Source organism: Mesorhizobium sp. WSM4832, from assembly GCF_055811115.1.
The window spans coordinates 1-22,902 of sequence record NZ_JBVVQH010000007.1; the positions used below are offsets into that span (position 1 = coordinate 1).

Here is a 22,902-nt window from a genome sequence, read left to right on the forward strand (position 1 = left end):
TGCGTGCGGCCCTCGCCCCCCCCTCCCCGCCGCCCCCCCCCCTCTTTTGTTTTTTTTTTTTTTTTTTTTTTTTTCCCCCCCCCCCCCCCCCCCCCCCACCCCCACCCCCCCCCCGCGGCCCCCCCCCCCCCCCCCCCCCCCCTTTTTGGGGCCCCCCCCCCCCCCCCCGGGGGGGGGGGGGGGCCCCCCCCCCCCCCCCCACCGAGGCCAGCACATCCTCGATGTCCTTGCGCGCCAGCCGGTGCAGCACCGGCTTCAGGCTTTCCTTGGTGAACGTCTTGCCGGCGCGCTCGAAGGCGCGTTCCAGGATGCGGGCGCCGAGGCCTGAATACTGCTTGCGGATCGCATTCTTGGTGGCGCGGCGGATGGCGGCGCGCGCCTTGCCGGTGACGACCACCGATTCCCAGGCGGCGGGCGGCACCTGCGCCTTGGAGCGGATGATCTCGACCTCGTCGCCGTTCTTCAGTTCCGTCATCAACGGCATGATGCGGCCATTGACCTTGGCGCCGACGCAGGTGTCGCCGACATCGGTGTGGACGGCATAGGCAAAGTCGATCGGGGTGGCGCCGCGCGGCAGCGCGATCAGCATGCCCTTGGGCGTGAAGCAGAACACCTGGTCCTGGAACAGCTCGAGCTTGGTGTTCTCGAGGAAGTCCTCCGGATTGTCGCCTTCGGCTAGTTGCTCGATGGTGCGCCGCAGCCAGGCATAGGCGTTGGTTTCCTTGGAGATCGCATGGCCGGCGCCGTTCGTCTTGCCGCCGCTGTCCTTGTAGATCGAATGCGCGGCGACGCCGTATTCGGCGATCTTGTTCATCTCCCTGGTGCGGATCTGCAATTCGACGCGCTGGCGCGACGGGCCGACGATGGTGGTGTGGATCGATCGGTAGTCGTTCTGCTTGGGCGTCGAGATGTAGTCCTTGAAGCGGCCGGGCACCATCGACCAGGTGGTGTGGATGGCGCCAAGCGCGCGGTAGCAGTCGTCGACCGAATCGACGACGACGCGGAAGCCGAAAATGTCGGAGAGCTGCTCGAAGGAGAGCGCCTTGGCCTCCATCTTGCGGAATACCGACCATGGTTTCTTCTGCCGGCTCTTCACGCCCGCGTTGATGGCGTGTTTCTCGAACAGGCCGGACAGCGCCGTCTCGATCTCCTGCAGGACGCCCTTGTTGCGCTCGAAAATCTCGGCCAGCCTGGCGGTAACGGCGCGATAGGCCTCCGGATTGATGTAGCGGAAGGCGATTTCTTCCAGTTCCTCGCGCATGCCTTGCATGCCCATGCGCCCGGCCAAAGGCGCATAGATGTCCATCGTCTCCTCGGCGATGCGAAGGCGCTTGGACTCAGGCATATGGTCGAGGGTGCGCATGTTGTGCAGGCGGTCGGCCAGCTTGACCAGAAGAACGCGAATATCCTCGGAGATCGCCAGCAAAAGCTTGCGCAGGTTCTCCGCCTGCTCGGCCTTCTTCGAGACCAGATCGAGCTTCTTCAGCTTGGTGAGGCCCTCGACCAGCTTGCCCATCTCGGGACCGAACAATTCGTCGATCTCGGCCCTGGTCGCGGTGGTGTCCTCGATCGTGTCATGCAGCAGGGCAACGGCGATGGTCGCCTCGTCCATGTGCATGTCGGTGAGGATGGCGGCGACTTCGAGCGGATGCGAGAAATAAGGATCACCCGAGGCGCGCTTCTGGTGGCCATGCTTCTGCATGGCATAGACGTAAGCCTTGTTGAGCAGCGCCTCGTTGACGTCAGGCTTGTAGCGCTGGACGCGCTCGACAAGCTCATACTGACGCATCATGGGCGGGATCTCGCGGTGCTGAAATGATTGATGCGCCGCACCAACATGCGACGCATCCCATAGATAGCCACGAAACTTACGAGACGGAAGTGCCGGATGCTTGATCCAGGCAAGTTCCAGAAGCTTAGTAGTCGTCGCTCTTTTCCGGCGGCACCAGACCTTCGATGCCGGCGAGGAGATCTTCCTCGGTCATGCGGTCGAAAGTGACGTTCTCCTCGGCATCGTCGGCGTCGGCTGCAACAGCGGTCGCGCCGGTCTGGTCGGTGATCGCCTCGCCCTCGGCCTCCGGCTCGTCGACCTCGACATGCTTCTGCAGCGAGTGGATCAGGTCTTCCTTGAGGTCGTCGGGCGACAGCGTCTCGTCGGCGATCTCGCGCAGCGCGATGACCGGGTTCTTGTCATTGTCGCGCGGAACGGTGATCTGCGCGCCCTGGCTGATCTGGCGGGCGCGGTGGCCGGCGAGCAGCACGAGTTCAAAACGGTTGTCGACCTTGTCGATGCAATCTTCAACGGTTACGCGGGCCATGGACTGCCCCTTTCATGCGATGGATTTGATGGAAAGCTGGCGCGCTCCATAACGCGGGCGCAGCCGAAATACAAGCTTTATGGCGGTGGCGTCAGCTTCACGGGCCTTTGCCCGGCTCATCATCGGACCGCGCCATGATGTAGCTCACATAGTTGCGATCACAATTGCTTGCAATGCAGGGCCTGCCCTTGGATATCCATAAATTGCGCGTTATCTCGGATGTGACGGTGCCAAGGCCCATTTGCCGGACCTATTCGTCAAACGCTTTTAGACGACAGAAATTTTCGAAAGGGATGTTTTTCAATGTTCGATCCTCGTGAAAAGATCGCTCTTTTCATCGACGGCGCCAATCTCTACGCCACGTCGCGCGCGCTGGGCTTCGACATCGACTACCGCAAGCTTCTGTCGAGCTTCCAGAAGCGCGGTTATCTGCTGCGCGCTTACTATTACACCGCGCTGGTCGAGGATCAGGAATACTCCTCGATCCGGCCGCTGATCGACTGGCTCGACTATAATGGCTTCAAGGTGGTGACCAAGCCAGCCAAGGAATTCACCGACTCGACCGGCCGCCGCAAGATCAAGGGCAACATGGACATCGAGCTGACCGTCGATGCGCTGGAGCTGGCCGATGTCGTCGACCATTACGTGATCTTCTCCGGCGACGGCGACTTCCGCACGCTGGTCGAGGCGCTGCAGCGACGCGGCCGCAAGGTGTCGATCATCTCGACCATGGCTTCGCAGCCGCCGATGATTTCCGACGATCTGCGCCGCCAGGCCGATCATTTCATCGACTTGATGACGCTGAAGAGCGAAGTCGGCCGCGACCCGTCCGAGCGGCCTGCGCGCCGGCCGGAACCCGCCGAAGTCGAAGAGGACGATTATTGACGGCGGCGACGTTGACCGCCGCGCCCTCTCCCGAACCCGGCCATGACTGCCCGCTTTGCCCGCGGCTGCATGATTTCATCGCCGCATGGCGCGAGCGCGAGCCGGGCTGGTTCAATGCGCCGGTGCCAACCTTCCTGCCACCGGAGGGCGAAGGTTCAGTCCGCCTGCTGATCGTCGGACTGGCGCCCGGCCTGCGCGGCGCCAACCGCACGGGACGCCCCTTCACCGGCGACTTCGCCGGCGACCTGCTCTACAACACGCTGATCGCGCAAGGCCTGGCGCGCGGCGAGTTCAAGGCAAGGCCGGATGACGGGCTTGAGCTTGTCGGCACCGCGATCACCAATGCGGTGCGCTGCGTGCCGCCGGAAAACAAGCCGGTCGGGGCCGAGATCGCCACCTGCCGCACCTTCCTCAGGCCGACCATCGCGCGCTTCCCCAACCTGCGCGCCATCCTGACGCTGGGTTCGATCGCGCATCAGTCGACGGTGCGGGCGCTGGGCGAGCGCGTCGCAGCTTTGCCGTTTCGCCATGGCGGACGGCAGGAGGCCGGCGGCATTGCGCTGTTTTCCAGCTATCACTGCTCGCGCTACAACACCAATACGGGCGTGCTGACGCAAGAAATGTTCGTGAGCGTGTTCAAGGAGATTGCGGCGTTCCTGAAGAACTAGACTCAGGCGCCTTGATGGTCCGGCACGGCCTCACACCGGCAGCAGCGCATGCGGCTTCACGTCGCCGATCGAGGCATAGGTGTGCGTCTCCTTCACTCCTGGCAGCGCGAGAATGACTCGCGTCAGAAAATCCTGATAGGCCGCCATTTCCGAGATGCGCGCCTTTACCAGGTAGTCGAAACCGCCGACGACCATGTGGCACTCGAGAACCTCGGGCGCCTTGGTCACCGCTTCGGCGAAGCGTTCGAAAATATGAGGCGCGGTGTGATCGAGGCGCACTTCGATGAAGACGAGCGTGCCGCGTCCGATCTTGGCGGGATCTAGCACGGCCCTGACCGCGGTGATGTATCCTTCGCGGAAAAGCCGCTTCACCCGCTGGCTCGTGCCGGTCGGCGACAAGCCGACACGCGCCGCCAGATCAAGCGTGGTGCGACGCCCATCCTCCTGCAGCAGCCGAAGCAGATTGCGGTCGACGCCGTCGAGATCACTCGCTTCGTGATTCACTTCAGAACAGCCCTTCCAATGTGAATTCCACTACGGTTTTCCAAAATGACCGTATTTCAACGCGGATGCCCGGGCAATAGGCTGCGCTTTCGCCGCAACGGTGGAGATGGTCTTCGCCTTAGACGGCGTGTGGGTGGCAGGTCGTGGCAGACGCACGGGACGCAGGAAATACAAGACTGGCGATTATCGCCGGCCTCACCATGATCGGCATTTACGCCATCCAGTTTGTAGCGGCCCGCTTCAGCCTCAGGGAGCATCTGACGGCGACAGATCTGGCCGCCTTGCGCTTTGGCGGCGCGGGGGTGGTCTTTCTGCCGATCGTCTGGCGCAGCGGCTTCGCACCCATGAGGGCGCTGGGTTGGCGAAGGGCTCTGGCGTTGGCGGCACTGGCCGGATTGCCTTATCCGCTGATCATCAATTGGGGCCTGACCTATGCACCGGCCGCCCATGCGGCCGCGCTTTGCCCCGCGTCGATCGTCTTCTTTTCGTTCCTTCTGTCGCGCGTCTTCTTCAATGACGGCGCTTCGCAACGGCGCACAATCGGCGTCGTCGCGATCATCGCCGGGCTGTTGCTGTTCATCGCGGCTGCGCGTGACGGCACCGGCGGCGTCGTCATCGGCGATGTGCTGTTCATCGGATCGGGCCTGATGTTTTCGGCCTATGCCGTTCTCGTACGGCTCTGGCGTACCGATCCGGTGACGGCGACGGCTGCGGTGGTGCTCCTGTCGTGCCTGCCGTTGCCGGTTCTCTGTCTCTTGGCACCGAGCCATATCCATGCCGCGGCGGCCACGGAGATCGCCAGCCAGATCGTGATCCAGGGGATCCTGGCCGGCGCGGCAGCCATGTTCCTCTACACTTACATCGTCCGGCAATTGGGGCCGCAGACGGCATCGCTGTTCCTGCCCGGCATACCGATCGCCACCGTGATTGTCGGCATGGCGGTGCTCGGCGAAACGCCGATGGCGGTCCAGTTCGCAGCCATCGCAATCATGATGGCGGGAATGGCCTTCTCGGCGGTCGGAAGACGTACCATCGGCGCAGGGTTGAACGCATCAGCGTCGGGCGGATCGTGAGCCTTTTCAGCGATATACGCAAAATACTGCCGAAACAGATTCGAGATTGCTACCGAGGCGCCTCACGGCGTCGGCGCAAACAGTTCCGACAGCCTCGCCGGCCCGCCCTTCAGCACATTCAGGTCGACGTCGCCATCAATGCCGTCGACACGGCCGGTATCGAGATATTGCCAATAGACCCAACCCTCCTCCCTCGGCGGCATCGCAATCGACCGCAGCCAGCGCTGGCGAACCGGAATATGAGCAGCATAGGCCGGCCCGGCCTCGTCGGTGATGTAGACGATGGCCGGCTTGCCATAGGCCGCCTCGACCGGACCCAGGAATGCAAGGAGTTCCGCGTTCAGCTCGGCGGGTGAAGGCCGATGCGGACAATTGCCGTGGATTTCGATGTCGACGACCGGCGGCAAAAGCGGTTCGCCGCGCGGCACCACCGAGATGAAGTTCTTCGCTTGGTCGGCGCCCGGGCGGCAGAAAGTGAAGAAATGATAGGCGCCGACCGCGAGACCCGCTGCGCGGGCCTGACGCAAATTCTCGGCGAAAGTATCGTCGACATGGTCGCCGCCTTCGGTCGCCTTGATGATGGCGAAGGCGACATCGTTGGCCGCAACGCGCTGCCAGTCGATCTTGCCCTGGTGGTGCGAAACGTCGATGCCTCTTATGGGGAATTCGCCACGATCCGGTGGGAAAGCGCGCGGTCGAAAAAGGCCTTCCGCCCAGATGGCAAGCGCCAGAAAGACGAAAGCCAGAACCAGGACAATCAAGCGGTTCCTCAAGCCTCGGCTCCCTGCCCGCCTCGCCTCGATATAGCCGACCTGTGTTCACGCAATTCCGAACGGAGAACCGCTATACACTTTTCCTGGAATTGCTCTAGCCGCGCTCCTTCAGCAGCCGGCCCTTCTCGCGCGACCAGTCGCGCTGCTTTTCGGTCTCGCGCTTGTCGTGCAGTTTCTTGCCGCGGGCAACCGCGAGCAGCAGCTTGGCGCGGCCGCGGTCGTTGAAATAGATTTTCAGCGGCACCAGCGTCATGCCCTCGCGGTCGACGCTTTGCGCAAGCTTGGCCATCTCGCGCTTCGAGACCAGCAATTTGCGGCGCCGGCGCGGCTCGTGGTTGAAGCGGTTGGCCTGCAGATATTCCGGCAGATAGGAATTGATCAGCCAGATCTCGCCGCCCTCGGTCGAGGCATAACTCTCCTGGATGTTGGCCTGGCCCTGGCGCAGCGACTTGACCTCGGTGCCGGTCAGCACCAAGCCGGTCTCGATCGTGTCGAGCACCTCGTAGTTGAAGCGCGCCTTGCGGTTTTCGGCGACCGTCCTGTTGTTGGGGTCGGCTTTCTTGACTTGATTCATGACGTCTAGAGTCCGTTTCGAAACTCGCTCCTGCGAGTCAGATGATGGCGTCACCGAGAACCGGAGCGGAGCGTACATATAGTACGTGAGCACAGGAAGCGCAGGTGACGCCTTCAGATGGCCGCAGGAGTAGAGTTTCCAAACGGGCTCGCTAATTAATCAAGCCGGCGTGCTTTAGCGCCGCGTCGATCTTTTCCGCGGTCGAAGCCTCGACCGTCACCAGCGGCGAACGCACCACGTTCTCGACCTTGCCCAGCTTCGACAGCGCGTATTTCGACCCGGAAACGCCAGGCTCCATAAAGATCGCCTCATGGAGCGGCAGGAGCCGATCCTGCAGGTCGAGCGCCTTGGCGCTGTCGCCGGAAAGCGTCGCTTCCTGGAATTCGGCGCAGAGCCGCGGCGCGACATTCGAGGTGACCGAGATGCAGCCGACACCACCATGGGCGTTGAAACCGAGCGCGGATGCATCCTCGCCGGAGAGTTGGATGAAATCCTTGCCGCAGTGCATTCGCTGGAAGGAGACGCGCTCGACCTTGCCGGTCGCGTCCTTGACGCCGGCGATGTTCTTGAAGTCGTGGCGTAGCCTGCCCATCGTCTCCGGCGTCATATCGATCACCGAACGCGGCGGGATGTTGTAGATGATGATCGGCAGCCTGGTCGCCCTGGCGACGGCGGCGAAATGCTCATAAAGGCCGCGCTGGGTTGGCCTGTTGTAGTAAGGCGTGACGACAAGGGCAGCGTCGGCGCCGGCCTTTTCGGCGTATTGCACCAGCCCGACCGCTTCCTCGGTGTTGTTGGAGCCGGCACCGGCCACGACCGGAACCCGGCCCTTGGCCACCTCGATGCAGACCTTGACGACCTGGCGGTGCTCGTCATGCGACAGCGTCGGCGACTCGCCCGTGGTGCCGACCGGAACGAGGCCCTTGGTGCCTTCGGCGATCTGCCATTCCACGAAGGCGCGAAAGGCTTTCTCGTCGAAACGCCCGCTCTTTTCGAACGGTGTGACGAGCGCGGTCAGCGAGCCTCTCAGCATGTCGTCCAAACTCCTTGGAACTTTGTCGGTTATGCATGTCGATGTCCCGCCCTTGGGCGACATGCGTCGGTATCTTATTTTCGCGCCTTCTAACCGAAAGCGAAGCCGCGCACCATAGTCTCGACATGGTTTAGCGGCAAGCATCGGCTTAGTGCCAGCAAGCGCAATTCGAACGGCCTCGATAACCTTTTGTTTACGGGCCCTTCACGACCTAAGTTTAGGCTCTCGCTCGGGCTCCGACGTCCCCCCGCGCCTACTGACTATGTGCTAGGACTGCAACAATGCCGACGAGGCGGCCTCATATCTTCGCGCTTCTCGGCGCGATCGCCGCGCTGACGCCCAGCATGGCGATCGGCGGCAGCGTGGAGGTGCGCGCAACGGCCTCGATCCCGATGCCCGACTCGCCGCAGGCCCCCGGCCAGACGCAGCCCTCCCCTTCGGACAGCATTGCCCAGTTGAAGAGCGGGCTCGATGCGCTCGCAGCCAACAATATCGCCGGGGCGCGCAACGCGCGCGACACGCTGCCCGCCATTTCGCTCGACCGGCATATTCTGGCCTGGGCGATCGCGCTTTACGGCGGCGACAAGGTGCCGAGCGGCGAGATTGCCGATGCCGCCAAGATGCTGCCGGGATGGCCGGGCACGATCGCGTTGCGCAAGAACAGCGAGCGCGCGCTCTATCGCGAGAATCCGCCACCGCAAGTGGTAGTGCAGGCCTTCGGCCGCAGCCAGCCGCTGACGCCGGAGGGCGTGATGATCCTTGCCCGCTCGCAATTGGCGCTTGGCAATCAGGCCGCGGCGCGGTCGGTGCTGGTGCCGTTCTGGCGCACGGAAAAGCTGGAGGCAAAGGACGAGGCGACCGTCATCAAGGAGTTCGGCACGCTGATCCCGGCGGCCGACCATCGCTACCGCATGGAGCGGATGTTCTATGCCGACCGGCCGTCATCGGCCCTGCGCGTCGCAGGCCTCGCCGGCGCACAACCCCTGGCGGATGCGTGGGCGGCGGCCGACAAGGGCGACAAGAATGCCGCCAAGCTGTTGAAGGCGGTGCCGGCGGCGCAGCGCTCGGCCGGCTATTTCTTCGCCGAGGCGGAATATCTGCGCAAGCAGCAGAAATTCGCCGATGCCGCGGCGGTCGTGATGAAGGCGCCGACCGACCGCGATTCGCTGGTGGACCCCGACGCCTGGTGGGTCGAGCGCCGCGTGCTCTCACGCGAGCTGGTCGACCAGGGCGACATGAAAACCGCCTATAAAATCGTCTCCATGCACGCCGCCGAGAGCCCACTGAACGCCGCCGAAGCCGAGTTCCATGCCGGCTGGTACGCCTTGCGCGGTCTCAACGACCCGGCGACCGCCGCCAGGCATTTCACGCGCATCACCGAGTTCGCCCAGGGGCCGGTGTCGCTGTCGCGCGCCAATTACTGGCTCGGCCGCGCGGCGGAAGTCGGGGGTCCGGGCAACGCGAAGGACTATTTCACGCGCGCGGCCAGCTATGGCACGACCTTCTATGGCCAGCTCGCCGGCGAGCGTGTGGGTCTCAGGACCCTCAACATCGTCTATCCGAAACCGAGCGCGGCCGACCGCCTGAGCTTTGACGGCCGAGAGGCGGTGAGCGCGATCAAGCGACTGCAGGAAGCCGGCTATGACCGCTATGCCGAGACGCTCTATCGCGACCTCGCCGGACAATTGACGAGCCCGGGCGAGCTGGCGCTGCTGGCGGTGCTGGCCGAACGGCAGGGCAACCACTTCATGGCGCTGAAAGTCGGCAAGATCGCCGCCCAGCGCGGCATCGATGTCGGGGCGCTGTCGCATCCGCTCGGCGTCATTCCCGATACGGCCAATATATCCGGGTCCGGCAAGGCGCTAGCCTATGCCATTGCCCGCCAGGAAAGCGAGTTCAATATCGGCGCCGTTTCCAGTGCCGGCGCGCGCGGCCTGCTGCAGTTGATGCCGGGCACGGCCAAGCAACTGGCGAAGAAGGCGGGCATGACTTTCTCGCAGGCGCGGCTGACCAGCGATGCCGGCTACAATGCGACGCTGGGCTCGGCCTTTCTCGGCGAGCAGCTCGACCGCTTCGGCGGCTCCTATGTGCTGACCTTCGCCGGCTACAATGCAGGTCCCAACCGCGCCGCCCAGTGGGTGGCGAAATATGGCGATCCGCGCGGCAAGGACGTGGACGCCATCGTAGACTGGATCGAGCGGATTCCCTACACGGAAACAAGAAGTTACGTGCAGCGCGTGATGGAGAATTACGAGGTCTACAAGATGCGTATTTCAGGCAAATACGACATCGTCGGGGATCTGGTGAACGGAAGGAGTTGAGGCTTTTACCTTCGCCCCTTGTGGGAGAAGGTGGCCGAGCGAAGCTCGGTCGGATGGGGGGTGTTCCAGGGAACGCCAACGCCTCACTCCGCTGGAACACCACGTCTCACTCCGCTGGAACACCCCTCATCCGTCTCGGCGCTGCGCGCCGATCCACCTTCTCCCACAAGGGGAGAAGGAAAGGGCTTCCCGTTTGACGATCCCTACCCTCGCCTGTAGCTGTCGATCACTATCAGCGAGGACAGCACTCAGATGGCGAGCGAAGGTTTCTCCAACTTCTTCTATCCCGCTCCGGATGGGCTTCAGCTCCATGCCCGCATCTATGGCGAGGCGAATTCCAGTGCCTGGCCAGTGGTCTGCTTGCCCGGCCTCACCCGCAATGCGCGCGACTTCCATGAACTGGCGCTCTATCTGTCACGACGGGCTGACAGGCCGCGCAAGGTCATCGCCTTCGACTACCGTGGCCGCGGGCTATCCGCCCACGATCCCGATATCGCCCACTATAATGTCGGGGTCGAAGCCGGTGACGTGCTTGCCGGGCTGACCGCGCTCGGCATCGAACAGGCCGCTTTCATCGGCACCTCGCGCGGCGGGCTGATCATCCATGTGCTCGGCGCGCTCAAGCCGGCCGTGCTGAAGGCCGTCGTGCTCAACGACATCGGCCCGGTGATCGAGGCCGAAGGTCTTGCCCATATCCGCTCCTACCTCGACCGCGCGCCGAAACCGAAGACATTCGCCGAGGCAGTGGCGGCGCAGCGGCAAACACATGGCGGCGACTTCCCAGGCCTCGCCGAAATCGACTGGGCACGCATGGTGGCTGCGATCTTCCGCGAGACGGAAGCCGGCTGGGTGCCGGATTTCGATCCGGCCCTGGTCGACACGCTGGCCGGCATCGATTTCAGCAAGCCGCTGCCGGATCTGTGGCCGCAGTTCGACGCGCTTGCCGCCGTTCCGCTGCTTGCCATTCGCGGCGCCAACTCGAAGCTTCTTTCCGTGGCGACGCTTGACGAGATGCGCGGGCGTCATCCCGGCATGGAATCGATCATTGTCGAAGGCCAGGGCCACGCGCCTTTCCTGGAGACGGGTGGATTGCCTGATGCGATTGGTGGGTTTCTCGATCGGGCGGAGCGGAAGGCTCGGCAAAAGTAAATTCAAGAATAGAACCGGGTCGCGAGACGCCGCAGAAGTATAGGCAGTCCGACGGGCAATCGCGCGCCTTCCCTTCTCCCCTTGTGGGAGAAGGTGTCGCCGAAGGCGACGGATGAGGGGTGTTCCAGGGAACGCCAACGTCTCACGCCGCTGGAACACCCCTCATCCGTCTCGGCGCTGCGCGCCGATCCACCTTCTCCCACAAGGGGAGAAGGGAGAGTCAGCGCTAATTCGCCTTGGAGCTTTTCCTCGGCGCTTTGATCGCTGCTGCCTTGCTCTTCGGCTTGCGCGCCGGCTTCGCGGGCGACGGCGTGGTCACCGGAGATGAAAAGACGGAGATCTCCTTGCCGTTGACCGCCTCGAGGACGCGCGGCTTCTCCAGCACGACGACGCAGCCGTCGAGGTCGTTGGTGGCCAGATGCGCGTAACGCATGGTCATCGACAATGTCTGATGACCCAGCCACATCTGGACGCGCCGGATGTCGATGCCGCCCTGAACGAGACGCGAAGCGCAAGTGTGACGCAGGATATGCGGCACCACCTGATCGTCGGCGCCAAGACCGACTTCCGCCTTCGCCTCGTTCCATATGGCGCGATATTGCGCCTGGGTGAGCTTGGTGAACGGGCCCTTAGGCCGGCGTCCTTCCGTGTCCGGCGGCAGCTTGATCACTTCCTTGACGCGTTCGGTCATCGGAATGGTGCGGCTGCGGCCGGACTTGGTGATCCAGAACGAGACCCGGTGTTCCTGGATGTCGTTCCAGATCAGGCCGAGCGCCTCGCCGAGACGGCAGCCGGCATCGACCAGGAAGACGGAGAGCCGGTAGGCGTCCTCGCTGCGGCTCCTGACCGCCGCGAACAGCCTTGCCTCTTCGTCCCTTTCGAGGAAACGAATCCGTCCCGCCCGCTCCTTCTGGCGGCGGAATTCGGGCAAGCTGTGGATATCCCCCATCTTGTGAGCCTTGCGCAGCAGTTTGCTGAGGGCGGCCATCTTTCTGTTGATGGTCGCGTTGCTGTTGCCGCGCTGGCGCAAGGTGCCGATGAGGTTGTCCAGGGTGCTCTGGTCGAAGGTGCTGAAACGCTCTCCGAGGAGGATCTCGTCTATTTCACCAATGAAGGAGCTGACATTATATTTATGCCGCCCGTCATCCCAGAGTATATCTCGATATGCTGCAAAAAGCTCCCCGACCCTGTACGATTTTACTTCTCTTATCTTGTTGTAGGTGTACCTAAAACTCGAATTTTGAGAAGAAAAAACCGCAAAGTGGGCAGAGGACTCCCCCTCTTGAATCGCTTCGTTTGACATTTTTCGACCACACCCCCCAGTGGATAGGGCCAGCCCTAGCCGTTCGGAGGCGTCCTTTCAAGAGATTAGTCTGACAAATCGATTTCATCCGCAGATTGCAGATCCCACGAAATCGTCCGCGCAGACTTCGTTCAGCTATCGAACCCCCTTTTCCTTCTGCTTGCCCGTGCCCAGTCACGAAAACAAAACAGCCCGGGCGTTGTGGTGCCCGGGCTGGATTTCACTTGTACAAAGCCAGCCCTTAGAAGTCGCGCTGGAAGCGCAGGACACCGCCGAACGCGTCATCGCTGACGGGGTGATAGATGCTGGAGGCCTCGTTGACGTAGTCGACTTCGGCCGTGATCGTAAAGCCAGGAGCCGCGGTGTAGGCAACGTTTGCCGCCAGCGCGAATTTCTTGCCCTCATCATACGCAAGCTGAGCATTGAACGAGGTCTTCTCGTTGAACTTGTAGGAGCCGCCGCCCCAGACCGCCCAGCTGCCGTCCCACTTCTTGTAGAAGTCATGACCGCCGCTGAAGACATTGTCATCGCCAGTGCCGTAACCGGCCATGATGAACAGCGACAGGGCGTCGTTGACAGTCACGTCCAAGCGGGCCTTGCCGGTCACTTCCTCGTAGTTGCTGTCATAGGCGACGACGCCGGAGATCGCACCCCAGCCCTGCGTGTACTTCACGCCACCGACGACATGCGGAACGTAGCTGTCGATCGTGTCGTCCCCAGAACCATCTTCCAGCGATACCACGGCCGAGAAGCCGTTGCCGGCGTCGAAGTAGTACTGGATCAGATTGGTATCGTACGGACCGTCAACAACGATATCGTCGTCGATGACGTTGCCGGCGTAACCGATGAACGTCTGGAATGCCGTTTCATCCTTACCGACGCGCAGGCCGCCAATCTGGATCCAGGCAAAATTCAGCGACGAAGTGCTGCCGGCCTCTTCTTCATCCCAGCCATCTTTGAAGTTGAAGCGGGTCTCGGTGTAGGTCTTCAACGTGCCGAGCTCGGTTTCCTGGCCGGTCCAGGTCTTCAGCGCGAAGCGGGCCAGCTTGTGGTAGGTGTCGTTGAGGCCGTCGCCCATGCGATCCGCCACGTCCGTGTGACCGTTAACTTCACCCACGCCGATGTCGTAACGGATGTAGCCGCCGATGCGCAGGCAGGTCTCGGTGCCAGGGATGTAGAAGTAGCCGGCGCCGTAGACGTCGCAGATCTTGACGTATTCGGCCGGTTCCGGCTCGGCGACGGTCACCGCGTCGGCGGCGCGGGCGCCCGAAACTGCGATCAGGGCCGCAGCTGAGCCGAGAAGAAGGCTCTTGATGTTCATTTTCTGACCTCCAGTCAGAATCGAGAGTGGAGGTCGAGGAAAAGCAACTCATCGAGCCGTTTTCTCTTTTATTTCAAATGGATAATCCTACCCCCCGTCAGTAAGGCTCTGTCCGCCAAAAACGCTTGTTGGCGAACGCCTTGCCAGATCCGGTCTTGAAATATTGCTCGAGTTGCCGTGCGTTAGCCTCGGTTTCAACTGCGATGTAGGCCCTCAAGACGGCCGGCAAATATGCCTTGGTCGAAGTTACCTGTCCTGATTGATGCGATTCGAAACGGCGCCGGAGGTCGCTGGTCGACCCGACATAAACATCGCCGTTATGGAGCTGCAGGAAATAGACGTACCACATGGTCCCCCTACGCTACTTCGTAGCTTCGGGCGACACTCCTACGCCCAAAATGCGGTTCCGGGTGGCCTGCCACCCGAAGCCCGCAGGGCGTAGGGTGGCGGAGAGGATGGGATTCGAACCCACGAGAAGCTTTTGACCTCTACTCCCTTAGCAGGGGAGCGCCTTCGACCACTCGGCCACCTCTCCGTCGCGCCGGTGGATAAAGAAAAGCGCCGGCACAATCAACAAGCCGGCGCCATAATCGGCGAAAAATCGGCAAGCCCTTGCGTTGCCGCCGCTCCAGGTGGCGATTCTGCGGCAATTGCCCGGCCGCCGACTCGCCGGCCCGCCGCAATTCTGTCGACGCTTTGCCGGATTCGCCGGATTCAAGCGTCTCAACGAGCTCGATGGTTAACGAGAACTTTCGGAGTGAGGCCAAATCGTGTCATTTGTGCAACAACACCCGGGTATAGCGCCCGGACAGCGCCCGCGCCGATACGATCGTGGTTGAACGCCGCCGGCTCATGGGTAATGTCAGCTTCGAAGGAGCGGCGCGGTGCGCATCTTTTTCGGTAGTGGGGATGGGGCAGGGAACGCTGTCCTTCAGCAAAAAATACCCAGACCCGTTTTTTAACTTTTGACTGGAGGTCAGAAAATGAACATCAAGAGCCTTCTTCTCGGCTCAGCTGCGGCCCTCGTCGCAGTTTCCGGTGCTCGCGCCGCCGACGCGGTGACCGTCGCCGAGCCGGAACCGGCCGAATACGTCAAGATCTGCGACGTCTACGGCACCGGCTACTTCTACATCCCGGGCACCGAGACCTGCCTGCGCATCGGCGGCTACATCCGTTACGATGCCGCCGGCGGCGACCTCGGCTCGTTCGACGGTGCTCGTAGCGGCGACGTCAAGGACGGCGGCAGCCAGGGCACCTGGAAGAAGAACGCCCGCTTCACGCTGAAGACCTGGACCGGCCAGGAAACCGAGCTCGGCACGTTGAAGACCTACACCGAGACCCGCTGGAACTTCGGCAACTCGAACGCCGACACCGCACCTTTCGTCAACGCCCCCGGCAACAGCACCTCGCTGAACTTCGCCTGGATCCAGCTCGGCGGCCTGCGCGTCGGTAAGGACGAGTCGGCCTACGATACGTTCATCGGCTACGCCGGCAACGTCATCCAGGATACGCTCATCCCCTATGGCGGCTTCGACACCAACGTCGTGCAGTACTACTTCGATGCCGGCAACGGCTTCTCGGCGGTGGTCTCGCTCGAAGAAGGCGCGGGTGCCGGTACCGTTCAGGATGGCACCAACTACGGCGCTTACTACGGCGCAGGCGCGATCGACTCCTATGTTCCGCACATCGTCGGCGGCGTGAAGTGGACGCAGGGCTGGGGCGCGATCACAGGCGTCATCGCCTATGACAGCAACTACGAGGAAGTGTCCGGCAAGGTCCGCTTGGACGTGAATGTCAGCGACGCCCTGTCGCTGTTCATCATGGCCGGCTATGGCACGGACGACAATCTCAGCGACACCACCTACGTCACCTACGCTGGCGGTCGCGGCTTCTACAAGCCGTGGGGCGGCAACTGGGCTGTGTGGGGCGGCGGCTCCTACAAGTTCAGCGAGAAGGCCTCGTTCAACATCCAGGCTTCGGCTGACGATTGGAAGAACGTCGGCGTGGCGGCAAACATTGCCTACACTGCCGTTCCCGGCTTCACGATCACGGCTGAAGTGGACTACCTGCATGCAGGTCGCTTTGGCGATGCTGGTCCGGAGAACTTTGCCTGGACGCCGGCCACCAAGAAGAACAGCGTCGGCGGCATCCTCCGCTTCCAGCGCGATTTCTAAGACCAGTTATTTCTGGGATGACCAAGAAAACCCGGCGGGCAACCGCCGGGTTTTTTCGTTGGACGAGCTATCCCGGACGGGGGGTGCCGCAAACCCATGGCGACCAGTTCGACAAGCCGCTAAACTGCTGCTTGTTTTGATGCAGTTCCGGGTCGAAACCGCCGGACATCGTGGAATCGGCAGGAAGCCCGGACCTGACGGGAATCATCTCCGAAAAGATCATGCTGCGCCCAGAAGTGTGCAGCGGTTCTGGGACGACGACATGCATAAAAACAAAGATTTAAAGCGTGTCGCCTGAATCCGTTAGAATCCGTTTCAGCGCGACACGCTTTAGCGCCGCAGCCACCTTGCGTCCGCAAAGACGCGCGGCGCTATTGATTTGTCGGAATCGCTTTACCGGATGGCAGGCCCATAGGGGAACAAAACCACCGACGCTCCTTCAAGGCGTGGCCTCCTGGCGCACCGCCATGCCTTTACCGTGGCTCTGCCGAAGATCAGGTGTCGGCCAGGTCACCCAAGGCTTCGATGAGAGGGGTTATCTCGCCTTCGAAATTCTTCCAGCGCTTCACGGAGGATTTGTAGATCGGCTGACGGACCTGCCAGCGGCTAGGCGTGGTGACCGCCCCTTCCCTGTCGAAGAAGCGCAAGCAGGCATCATCCCACGGCAGCCCCAGGTAATCGATGAGCCGGCGCGACTGTGCCTCCTGATCCTCGACAAGCGTCTCATAGCGATTCTCGAAGATGCGGCCTGGGAAAACCTCGTTCCAGTGACGCATCAAGCGATCGTACTCGCGATAATAGAGGCCGAGCGCCTGCAGGTCCGTGTTGTAGCTGTGCGCCGAGCTGAAAGGCAGGACATAGCATGAGACGCAATTGTCGATGGCATCGCGGCGACAATGAACGATGCGCGCATTTGGGAACAGAAGCGTAAGCAAGCCGATCAATTCGAAATTGTGCGGCATCTTGTCGATGATGCGCTGCGCAGTCGGACCACGCTCCCGCAGATAGGAAAGGTGCTCTTCGGCTAACGTCCTGGACAAGCCCTCGGTGATCGTCGTGATCGGTTTGTTGAAATCCGAGGCCGAGGGTTGCAGACCGATTGCATTCGCCACCCGCCTCAGTTTGCTCAACTCTCCAGCCCCGTGAACCTCGGGATGACTGGCGCATATCTGTTCGGTAAGCGTGGTTCCCGAGCGTGGCATGCCCACCACGAACACAGGCGCCTCGGAAGGGTTGCCATAGCCAGACCTTGCTGAAAATAGCTCCGGCGTGAAGGTTTCAATCGTCAGGTCAATGAAACGACGGTACTGTTCGATGTCGAATTTGTAACCTTCCGCTTGCTTCGCCTTCTTGAAGTGGTCGAAGGCTTCCGCATAGCGCTTGAGGTCGTTCTCCACCTTACCGGCGGCGTAGTTGAGACTGGCCTTAGCCTCCGGCTTTAGTCCCGGACTGTTCAGCTCGCGAAGGATCGACTGGAATTCGGCGGGCTCCTCCGTGAACTTTCGGGTTTGCACAAGGTCATAGTAGGCGGCCGCCACGTCGACGCGGCGTTCGATCGCCTCCTTGAGATAGGACGCGGCCTCATCCATGCGCCCAAGGCCAGTGAGCGCGGTCGCTATTCCAATCCGCGCCTTGGGATGATCGCGGTTAATCTTCAGCGCCTTCTCGTACAGCGGCAACGCCAGATCAGGCTTGTCGAACTGCGTGTAGACGCGTCCCAAGGCACAAAGTGCCTCAACAAGATCCGGCTGCACTTCCAAGGCATACTGGATATGGTTGATCGCTGCCGAATATTCACTCAGCTTGCCGTAGGCCTCGCCGAGGCTGAGATGATAATAAGGGTTCTTAGGCTCTTCGACGATCGCACGTCCGAAATAGCGCAGCGCTGCCTCGTCGTCGTAGCCTAGGTAAACGGTACCCATGATGTAGAGAGCCACCGGATGGTTTGGCGTTCGAGCCAGCACCTGGAGGCATATATCCTGTGCTTCATTGAGCCGTTTGGCTTGCTGATGCTCATACGCCTGCATCAGCAATTGATCATCAGCCCGCGCACGCGCATCATTGGCGGCGCGCACGGGCGGTTTTGCCATTGTCGGATTTGCTTGAGACAAGCGCGGCTTCGGCGCGGGAGCAGACTTGAGGTGCTTTGCCCAGGCGGGCGGTAGACGATTGTTCATCGAACCTCGCTAGCAAAAAGCCGGGAAAGAATCCAGTCTTCGGTACGCTCCGCAAGCTTGCCCCCGCCCCGCCGCCGCGCTAGCAAGAACGCTCCTTTCACGCGAGCTTTCGCCATGCGCCAGCGTCCCTCCCTCACGCCGATCGTCGGCGCGCTCCCAACCACGGTGCCATTCGTCGGCCCGGAGGCGCAGGAGCGTGAGCGCGGCCGGCCTTTTCGCGTCCGCATCGGCGCCAACGAGAGCAGTTTCGGGCCTTCGCCGCGCGTCATCGCCCGCATGCAGGCCATCGCCCGCGACCAGTGGATGTATTGCGATCCCGATAATTACGAATTGAAGGTGGCGACCGCCGCTCACCATGGCGTGGCCGTCGAAAACGTGGTCGTCGGCGAGGGCATCGACGGCCTGCTCGGCCTGGTGGCGCGCATGTTTGTCGGGCCGGGCGATGCCGTGGTGACCTCGCTCGGCGCCTACCCCACCTTCAACTTCCATATCGCCGGCGTCGGCGGCCGCCTGGTGACGGTGCCCTACGCCAACGACAGGGAAGACCTCGACGGGCTTCTGAGCAAGGTCGCGAGCGAAAAGGCGCCGCTGGTCTACCTCTCCAATCCGGACAATCCGATGGGAAGCTGGTGGGAGGCGCCGGACGTCATCCGCTTCATCGAGGCGCTGCCGCAAACCACCATGCTGGTGCTCGACGAGGCCTATGGCGAGCTGGGACCGGCCTCGGCGCTGCCGGCCATCGATGTCTCGCGGCCCAACGTCATCCGCATGCGCACCTTCTCCAAGGCCTACGGGTTGGCCGGCATACGCTGCGGCTACGCCGTGGCCGAGGCCGAGGTGATCCGCGACTTCGAGAAGATCCGCAACCATTACGGCGTCAGCCGCATGGCGCAGATCGCCGGCCTCGAGGCGCTTGCCGATCAGGACCACCTGCGATCGGTGGTGGCGCGCGTGGCCGCTGGCCGCGAGCGCATTTCCGCCATTGCCAGGCAAAACGGCCTAAAGCCTTTGCCGTCGGCGACCAATTTCGTCACCATCGACTGCGGCCGCGACGGCGCCTTCGCGCTGAAGGTGATGCAGGGCCTGTTGTCGCGCGACGTCTTCATCCGCAAGCCGATGGTGCCGGTGCTCGATCGCTGCGTCAGGGTCAGCGTCGGGCTCGACCACGAACTCGATATCTTCGCCGAGGAATTGCCGGGCGCACTGGCGGCGGCTCGGGGGAACTGACCAACCCGCTTCCCGAGAAGCGAGTCTTCACATTCCTGCGGTTGCCAGCAGGCGCGTCGCGCGGTTCAGCGCATCGGAAAGCTCCGCGGCTTCCCTGTCTTGGAGCTTGACGATCAGGCGGGCAAGGTCGCGGTTCGTCGCCGCCTCGAGATCAACCAGCGCGGCCTCGCCCCGCGTGGTCAGTGAAAGAACGCGCAGCCCGTTCTTCGGGCCATCGCGCATTTCAGCCAACCCCTTGGCGGTGAATTTCCGAAGGACCCTCAGAAGATAGGCGGGGGCGAGATGCAGTTCGCCGGCCAGTTCGGACGCCACCGGCGCGAGATCGAGATGAAACATGCGCACCAGGAAGCCCGCCCGGCCGCCGGCTGGTCGGGCCTTGCGTCCGAGTTCGAACAGCACGCGGGCTTCGGCCAGCGTGTAAGGGCTCTGCATCAAGGTCTCATCGAGCAGCCCGATCAGGTCGGTATAGAACCGGTTGAAGCGGCGAATCTCATGGACCAGGGCTTCGTGCGGCATGCAGATCTCCTCTCAGAGACGTTGCGCGCCGATAATTCCTCTATTAGTTGACTTAGTCAATCATTTGATTGACGCGGCCACCTACCTCCTCGAAGCCCGTTGCATTCGACCCATGCTGCTCCAGATTTATGGGAAAGGTTCTGGAGCGGACGATGCAAGGTGAGCAAAGAGCCGTTCGGGCGCGCGTTTCCGGTATGGTGCAGGGCGTGAGCTATCGCGTATGGACGCGCGGCGAAGCCATGCGTCTTGGGCTGACGGGTTGGGTGCGCAACGAGCGCGACGGCTCGGTCACCGTGCTGATTGCCGGCGCCGGAGCCGCGGTCACGGCGATGATCGAACGCCTGTGGCAAGGACCGCGAGGCGCGCTGGTCTCGGAGGTCGCGGTCGAGGAAGCAACGGACGACGCGCCCGTGGACTTCAGGATCATCGTTTAGATCGACCCAGGTCCTTCCAACGACGCGTCAGGGCGGCAGCACTTGAATTAATTGAACGTTCGTTTTATTAATGCCTTGGCATTGAGGCGCACATGGCACGGACAACAGGCTCCGACGGGGAAAAGACTGAAGCTGCCGTCCGCGAGGCGGCGGTCAGCCTGATCGCACGCCTCGGCTACGAGGCGATGTCGATGCGGCAGCTGGCGGCGGAGGTCCGTGTGCAGGCAGCCGCGCTCTATCGCTATTTCCCGACCAAGGAAGACCTTCTGTTCACGCTGATGCGCGAGCATATGGAAGGCCTGATCGAGGCCTGGAGCACGGCGCGGCCGGTCGCGGCTGATCCAGTGACCCGGCTCGCCGCCTATGTCGAGAACCACATCGCTTTCCATATCGAGCGGCGTCACGCCACCCATGTCTCCAACATGGAACTGCGCAGTCTCTCGCATGAGCGGCTGACGCAGATCCTCAAGATGCGCGCGGCCTATGAGAAGGAATTGCGCATGATCCTGCGCGACGGCGCCGAGGCCGGCCGCTTCGAGATAGACGACACCGGGCTCACCGCCATGGCGCTGATCCAGATGATGACCGGCGTCATCGTCTGGTTCCGGCCCGGCGAGCGGCTGTCGGTCGCCGAAGTCACCACGACATATCTTTCGATGACAATGCGGCTCGTCGGCGCGAAGATCGACGCCTACAGCGGCGCGCGCCCATTCGAACGCGCAAAGGACGCCGTAGCACTTTGATTTCGCGCATGATCCGCTCCGAAAATCGAAGTCGATTTCGGGTCATGCGCAGGGAGGAACGCCATGTACACGAACACGCTGAACTTCGGGCTTGATGCCGATATCGAGGCGCTGCGCGACACCGTGCGGCGCTTCGCCCAGGACCGGATTGCGCCGATCGCCGCGGAGATCGATCGCTCCAACGAGTTTCCGGCGTATCTTTGGGGCGAGCTCGGCGCGCTCGGCCTGCTTGGCATCACCGCCGATCCGGATTTCGGCGGAACCGGCATGGGTTATCTCGCGCATGTCGTGGCGATGGAGGAGATTTCGCGCGCCTCGGCCTCGGTCGGCCTCTCCTACGGCGCGCACTCCAACCTTTGCGTCAACCAGATCAACCGCTGGGCTACTGCGGCGCAGAAGGAGAAATATCTCCCGGCCCTTTGCTCGGGCGAAACGGTCGGCGCGCTGGCGATGTCGGAGACCGGCGCCGGCTCGGACGTCGTGTCGCTGCGGCTTCGCGCCGAAAAGCGCAACGACCGCTATGTGCTCAACGGCTCCAAGATGTGGATCACCAACGGTCCCGATGCCGGGACGCTCGTGGTGTACGCCAAAACCGATCCGGAGCGTCATTCGCGCGGCATCACCGCCTTCATCGTGGAAAAGGAGATGGCCGGGTTTTCGGTGGCGCAGAAACTGGACAAGCTGGGCATGCGCGGCTCCAACACCGGCGAACTGGTGTTCGAGAATGTCGAGGTGCCGTTCGAGAACGTGCTGCATGAGGAAGGGCGCGGCGTCGAGGTGCTGATGTCCGGGCTCGACTATGAGCGCACAGTGCTTTCCGGCGGGCCGATCGGGCTGATGGCCGCCTGCCTCGACGTCGCCGTGCCTTATGTCCACGAGCGCAAGCAGTTCGGCCAGCCGATCGGCACGTTCCAGCTCGTGCAGGGCAAGCTTGCCGACATGTATGCGACGATGAACGCCGCGCGGGCGTATGTCTATGCCGTGGCCGCCGCCTGCGACCGCGGCGAGACCGCCCGCAAGGACGCCGCCGGCTGTGTGCTGTTCGCGGCCGAGAAGGCGACGCAGATGGCGCTCGACGCGCTGCAACTGCTCGGCGGCAATGGCTATATCAACGACTATCCCACCGGTAGGCTGCTGCGTGACGCCAAGCTCTACGAGATCGGCGCCGGCACCAGCGAGATCCGCCGCTGGCTGATCGGGCGCGAGATCATGGCGGAGCGTCGATAATGGCGCCTTGCGACTTCTTGCCATGAAAAGCTATATATGACATATTTTTAAAATGTGTCATATATTCGAGAACAGGGCATAAGCATGGCGAATAGACCGAGAAAGGCTGGGTTTGACGAAAATCCGCAGGCGCAATTCGATGCCGATGCCCGGAAAACGCCGCTGCGCATTCCGGCAAGGCGCGAGCGTGTCAAACTCGGCGAGGGCGGACGCTTCGTCATCCCCGCCGCGATGCGTGAGGAGATGGGCGTGAAACCTGGCGAGGATCTGATCCTTCATGTCGAGAATGGCGAGCTCAGAGTAAGGTCGTGGCTTCAGAATCTGAAGCGTGTCCAGGCCGAATTGTCGGCACTGAAAAAGCCGGGCGAAAGCGTCGTCGACGAATTTCTCAAGGAGCGGCGGGAGGAACAGCTTCGAAGCGACACGCGGCTGGACCGACTTCACGCCGAGGGGACCGCGGCGACAAAGAGGGCGAAATGAAA

Annotated in this window: 22 protein-coding genes and 1 tRNA gene; 11 read left to right on the forward strand and 12 right to left on the reverse strand. The window is 62.3% G+C overall.

Features of this window, described 5'->3' with window-relative positions; all coding sequences use genetic code 11:
* Both AC0L2L_RS11760 and rpoZ read right to left on the reverse strand, forming a co-directional pair.
* Positions 1 to 1,792, reverse strand: a 1,792-nt coding sequence (locus tag AC0L2L_RS11760) for a RelA/SpoT family protein (protein ID WP_473578479.1), incomplete at its 3' end; no start/stop codon positions are given.
* 124 nt (positions 1,793 to 1,916) lie between these two features.
* Positions 1,917 to 2,318: a DNA-directed RNA polymerase subunit omega gene (gene rpoZ / locus AC0L2L_RS11765; protein ID WP_027164893.1), complete on the reverse strand. Its 402-nt coding sequence runs from the start codon at positions 2,316 to 2,318 to the stop codon at positions 1,917 to 1,919.
* Between the two features lie 303 nt (positions 2,319 to 2,621).
* On the opposite strand from rpoZ, the gene AC0L2L_RS11770 reads away from it, so the two are divergent.
* Both AC0L2L_RS11770 and AC0L2L_RS11775 read left to right on the forward strand, forming a co-directional pair.
* Positions 2,622 to 3,203: a LabA-like NYN domain-containing protein gene (locus tag AC0L2L_RS11770; protein ID WP_027164892.1), complete on the forward strand. Its 582-nt coding sequence runs from the start codon at positions 2,622 to 2,624 to the stop codon at positions 3,201 to 3,203.
* A complete protein-coding gene (locus AC0L2L_RS11775; protein WP_473578481.1) occupies positions 3,200 to 3,871 on the forward strand; it encodes a uracil-DNA glycosylase in 672 nt (223 codons plus the stop codon). Before AC0L2L_RS11770 ends, AC0L2L_RS11775 begins: the two co-directional genes overlap by 4 nt.
* A 30-nt stretch (positions 3,872 to 3,901) precedes the next feature.
* On the opposite strand, the gene AC0L2L_RS11780 is transcribed toward AC0L2L_RS11775, so the two are convergent.
* Positions 3,902 to 4,375, reverse strand: coding sequence for an Lrp/AsnC ligand binding domain-containing protein (locus AC0L2L_RS11780; RefSeq protein ID WP_473578483.1), 474 nt, complete (start codon positions 4,373 to 4,375; stop codon positions 3,902 to 3,904).
* 143 nt (positions 4,376 to 4,518) lie between these two features.
* Here AC0L2L_RS11780 and AC0L2L_RS11785 point away from each other — a divergent pair, with 143 nt between their 5' ends.
* Entirely contained in the window at positions 4,519 to 5,448 is a 930-nt protein-coding gene (locus tag AC0L2L_RS11785; RefSeq protein WP_473578485.1) for a DMT family transporter, read from the forward strand.
* A 62-nt stretch (positions 5,449 to 5,510) separates the two neighbouring features.
* Here the strand turns inward: AC0L2L_RS11785 and AC0L2L_RS11790 are convergent, their stop codons facing one another.
* The 3 genes from AC0L2L_RS11790 to dapA form a co-directional block, all read right to left on the reverse strand.
* Positions 5,511 to 6,221: a glycoside hydrolase family 25 protein gene (locus AC0L2L_RS11790; protein ID WP_473578487.1), complete on the reverse strand. Its 711-nt coding sequence runs from the start codon at positions 6,219 to 6,221 to the stop codon at positions 5,511 to 5,513.
* Positions 6,222 to 6,315: 94 nt separating this feature from the next.
* A complete protein-coding gene (gene smpB / locus AC0L2L_RS11795; RefSeq protein ID WP_473578488.1) occupies positions 6,316 to 6,795 on the reverse strand; it encodes an SsrA-binding protein SmpB in 480 nt (159 codons plus the stop codon).
* A gap of 151 nt (positions 6,796 to 6,946) precedes the next feature.
* Positions 6,947 to 7,828 (reverse strand): 4-hydroxy-tetrahydrodipicolinate synthase, encoded by an 882-nt coding sequence (gene dapA, locus AC0L2L_RS11800; RefSeq protein WP_473578489.1) that lies wholly within the window; start codon positions 7,826 to 7,828, stop codon positions 6,947 to 6,949.
* Between the two features lie 281 nt (positions 7,829 to 8,109).
* Between dapA and AC0L2L_RS11805 the strand changes: the two genes are divergently transcribed.
* Both AC0L2L_RS11805 and AC0L2L_RS11810 read left to right on the forward strand, forming a co-directional pair.
* Positions 8,110 to 10,149 (forward strand): lytic transglycosylase domain-containing protein, encoded by a 2,040-nt coding sequence (locus AC0L2L_RS11805; RefSeq protein ID WP_473578491.1) that lies wholly within the window; start codon positions 8,110 to 8,112, stop codon positions 10,147 to 10,149.
* Between the two features lie 252 nt (positions 10,150 to 10,401).
* Positions 10,402 to 11,298, forward strand: a complete 897-nt coding sequence (locus tag AC0L2L_RS11810) for an alpha/beta fold hydrolase (RefSeq protein WP_473578493.1) — start codon at positions 10,402 to 10,404, stop codon at positions 11,296 to 11,298.
* Positions 11,299 to 11,524: 226 nt separating this feature from the next.
* On the opposite strand, the gene AC0L2L_RS11815 is transcribed toward AC0L2L_RS11810, so the two are convergent.
* The 4 genes from AC0L2L_RS11815 to AC0L2L_RS11830 form a co-directional block, all read right to left on the reverse strand.
* Entirely contained in the window at positions 11,525 to 12,601 is a 1,077-nt protein-coding gene (locus tag AC0L2L_RS11815; protein WP_473578494.1) for a tyrosine-type recombinase/integrase, read from the reverse strand.
* 241 nt (positions 12,602 to 12,842) lie between these two features.
* Positions 12,843 to 13,922 carry a porin gene (locus tag AC0L2L_RS11820; protein WP_473578495.1) on the reverse strand — a complete coding sequence of 360 codons (1,080 nt, stop codon included), beginning with the start codon at positions 13,920 to 13,922 and terminating at the stop codon, positions 12,843 to 12,845.
* 97 nt (positions 13,923 to 14,019) lie between these two features.
* Positions 14,020 to 14,271 (reverse strand): GIY-YIG nuclease family protein, encoded by a 252-nt coding sequence (locus tag AC0L2L_RS11825; RefSeq protein ID WP_473578497.1) that lies wholly within the window; start codon positions 14,269 to 14,271, stop codon positions 14,020 to 14,022.
* Positions 14,272 to 14,366: 95 nt separating this feature from the next.
* Positions 14,367 to 14,457 (reverse strand) — tRNA-Ser (locus tag AC0L2L_RS11830).
* 448 nt (positions 14,458 to 14,905) lie between these two features.
* On the opposite strand from AC0L2L_RS11830, the gene AC0L2L_RS11835 reads away from it, so the two are divergent.
* Positions 14,906 to 16,096 (forward strand): porin, encoded by a 1,191-nt coding sequence (locus AC0L2L_RS11835; RefSeq protein ID WP_473578499.1) that lies wholly within the window; start codon positions 14,906 to 14,908, stop codon positions 16,094 to 16,096.
* 494 nt (positions 16,097 to 16,590) lie between these two features.
* Here AC0L2L_RS11835 and AC0L2L_RS11840 read toward each other — a convergent pair whose 3' ends face one another.
* Positions 16,591 to 18,273, reverse strand: a complete 1,683-nt coding sequence (locus AC0L2L_RS11840; RefSeq protein WP_473578501.1) for a tetratricopeptide repeat-containing sulfotransferase family protein — start codon at positions 18,271 to 18,273, stop codon at positions 16,591 to 16,593.
* 114 nt (positions 18,274 to 18,387) lie between these two features.
* Between AC0L2L_RS11840 and AC0L2L_RS11845 the strand changes: the two genes are divergently transcribed.
* Positions 18,388 to 19,500: a pyridoxal phosphate-dependent aminotransferase gene (locus AC0L2L_RS11845; RefSeq protein WP_473578503.1), complete on the forward strand. Its 1,113-nt coding sequence runs from the start codon at positions 18,388 to 18,390 to the stop codon at positions 19,498 to 19,500.
* 27 nt (positions 19,501 to 19,527) lie between these two features.
* Here AC0L2L_RS11845 and AC0L2L_RS11850 read toward each other — a convergent pair whose 3' ends face one another.
* On the reverse strand, positions 19,528 to 20,016 hold the full coding sequence (locus AC0L2L_RS11850; protein WP_473578505.1) for a MarR family winged helix-turn-helix transcriptional regulator: 489 nt from the start codon (positions 20,014 to 20,016) through the stop codon (positions 19,528 to 19,530).
* A 152-nt stretch (positions 20,017 to 20,168) separates the two neighbouring features.
* Here AC0L2L_RS11850 and AC0L2L_RS11855 point away from each other — a divergent pair, with 152 nt between their 5' ends.
* The 4 genes from AC0L2L_RS11855 to AC0L2L_RS11870 all read left to right on the forward strand — a co-directional run bounded on the left by AC0L2L_RS11855 (position 20,169) and on the right by AC0L2L_RS11870 (position 22,900).
* On the forward strand, positions 20,169 to 20,450 hold the full coding sequence (locus AC0L2L_RS11855; protein ID WP_473578507.1) for an acylphosphatase: 282 nt from the start codon (positions 20,169 to 20,171) through the stop codon (positions 20,448 to 20,450).
* 92 nt (positions 20,451 to 20,542) lie between these two features.
* Positions 20,543 to 21,193 (forward strand): TetR/AcrR family transcriptional regulator, encoded by a 651-nt coding sequence (locus AC0L2L_RS11860; RefSeq protein WP_473578509.1) that lies wholly within the window; start codon positions 20,543 to 20,545, stop codon positions 21,191 to 21,193.
* Positions 21,194 to 21,256: 63 nt separating this feature from the next.
* Complete coding sequence (locus AC0L2L_RS11865) at positions 21,257 to 22,420, forward strand: isovaleryl-CoA dehydrogenase (protein ID WP_473578511.1); 1,164 nt, start codon at positions 21,257 to 21,259, stop codon at positions 22,418 to 22,420.
* 84 nt (positions 22,421 to 22,504) lie between these two features.
* Positions 22,505 to 22,900: an AbrB/MazE/SpoVT family DNA-binding domain-containing protein gene (locus AC0L2L_RS11870; protein WP_473578512.1), complete on the forward strand. Its 396-nt coding sequence runs from the start codon at positions 22,505 to 22,507 to the stop codon at positions 22,898 to 22,900.
* Positions 22,901 to 22,902 lie beyond the last annotated feature (2 nt).

Coding starts and splice junctions, on each gene's coding strand:
- AC0L2L_RS11835 (WP_473578499.1), top strand. CDS start 14,906: ATGAACATCAAGAGCCTTCTTCTCGGCTCAGCTGCGGCCCTCGTCGCA.
- rpoZ (WP_027164893.1), bottom strand. CDS start 2,318: ATGGCCCGCGTAACCGTTGAAGATTGCATCGACAAGGTCGACAACCGT.
- AC0L2L_RS11845 (WP_473578503.1), top strand. CDS start 18,388: ATGCGCCAGCGTCCCTCCCTCACGCCGATCGTCGGCGCGCTCCCAACC.
- AC0L2L_RS11770 (WP_027164892.1), top strand. CDS start 2,622: ATGTTCGATCCTCGTGAAAAGATCGCTCTTTTCATCGACGGCGCCAAT.
- AC0L2L_RS11810 (WP_473578493.1), top strand. CDS start 10,402: ATGGCGAGCGAAGGTTTCTCCAACTTCTTCTATCCCGCTCCGGATGGG.
- AC0L2L_RS11805 (WP_473578491.1), top strand. CDS start 8,110: ATGCCGACGAGGCGGCCTCATATCTTCGCGCTTCTCGGCGCGATCGCC.
- AC0L2L_RS11870 (WP_473578512.1), top strand. CDS start 22,505: ATGGCGAATAGACCGAGAAAGGCTGGGTTTGACGAAAATCCGCAGGCG.
- AC0L2L_RS11825 (WP_473578497.1), bottom strand. CDS start 14,271: ATGTGGTACGTCTATTTCCTGCAGCTCCATAACGGCGATGTTTATGTC.
- AC0L2L_RS11840 (WP_473578501.1), bottom strand. CDS start 18,273: ATGAACAATCGTCTACCGCCCGCCTGGGCAAAGCACCTCAAGTCTGCT.
- AC0L2L_RS11865 (WP_473578511.1), top strand. CDS start 21,257: ATGTACACGAACACGCTGAACTTCGGGCTTGATGCCGATATCGAGGCG.
- AC0L2L_RS11815 (WP_473578494.1), bottom strand. CDS start 12,601: ATGTCAAACGAAGCGATTCAAGAGGGGGAGTCCTCTGCCCACTTTGCG.
- AC0L2L_RS11820 (WP_473578495.1), bottom strand. CDS start 13,922: ATGAACATCAAGAGCCTTCTTCTCGGCTCAGCTGCGGCCCTGATCGCA.
- smpB (WP_473578488.1), bottom strand. CDS start 6,795: ATGAATCAAGTCAAGAAAGCCGACCCCAACAACAGGACGGTCGCCGAA.
- AC0L2L_RS11850 (WP_473578505.1), bottom strand. CDS start 20,016: ATGCCGCACGAAGCCCTGGTCCATGAGATTCGCCGCTTCAACCGGTTC.
- AC0L2L_RS11860 (WP_473578509.1), top strand. CDS start 20,543: ATGGCACGGACAACAGGCTCCGACGGGGAAAAGACTGAAGCTGCCGTC.
- AC0L2L_RS11855 (WP_473578507.1), top strand. CDS start 20,169: ATGCAAGGTGAGCAAAGAGCCGTTCGGGCGCGCGTTTCCGGTATGGTG.
- dapA (WP_473578489.1), bottom strand. CDS start 7,828: ATGCTGAGAGGCTCGCTGACCGCGCTCGTCACACCGTTCGAAAAGAGC.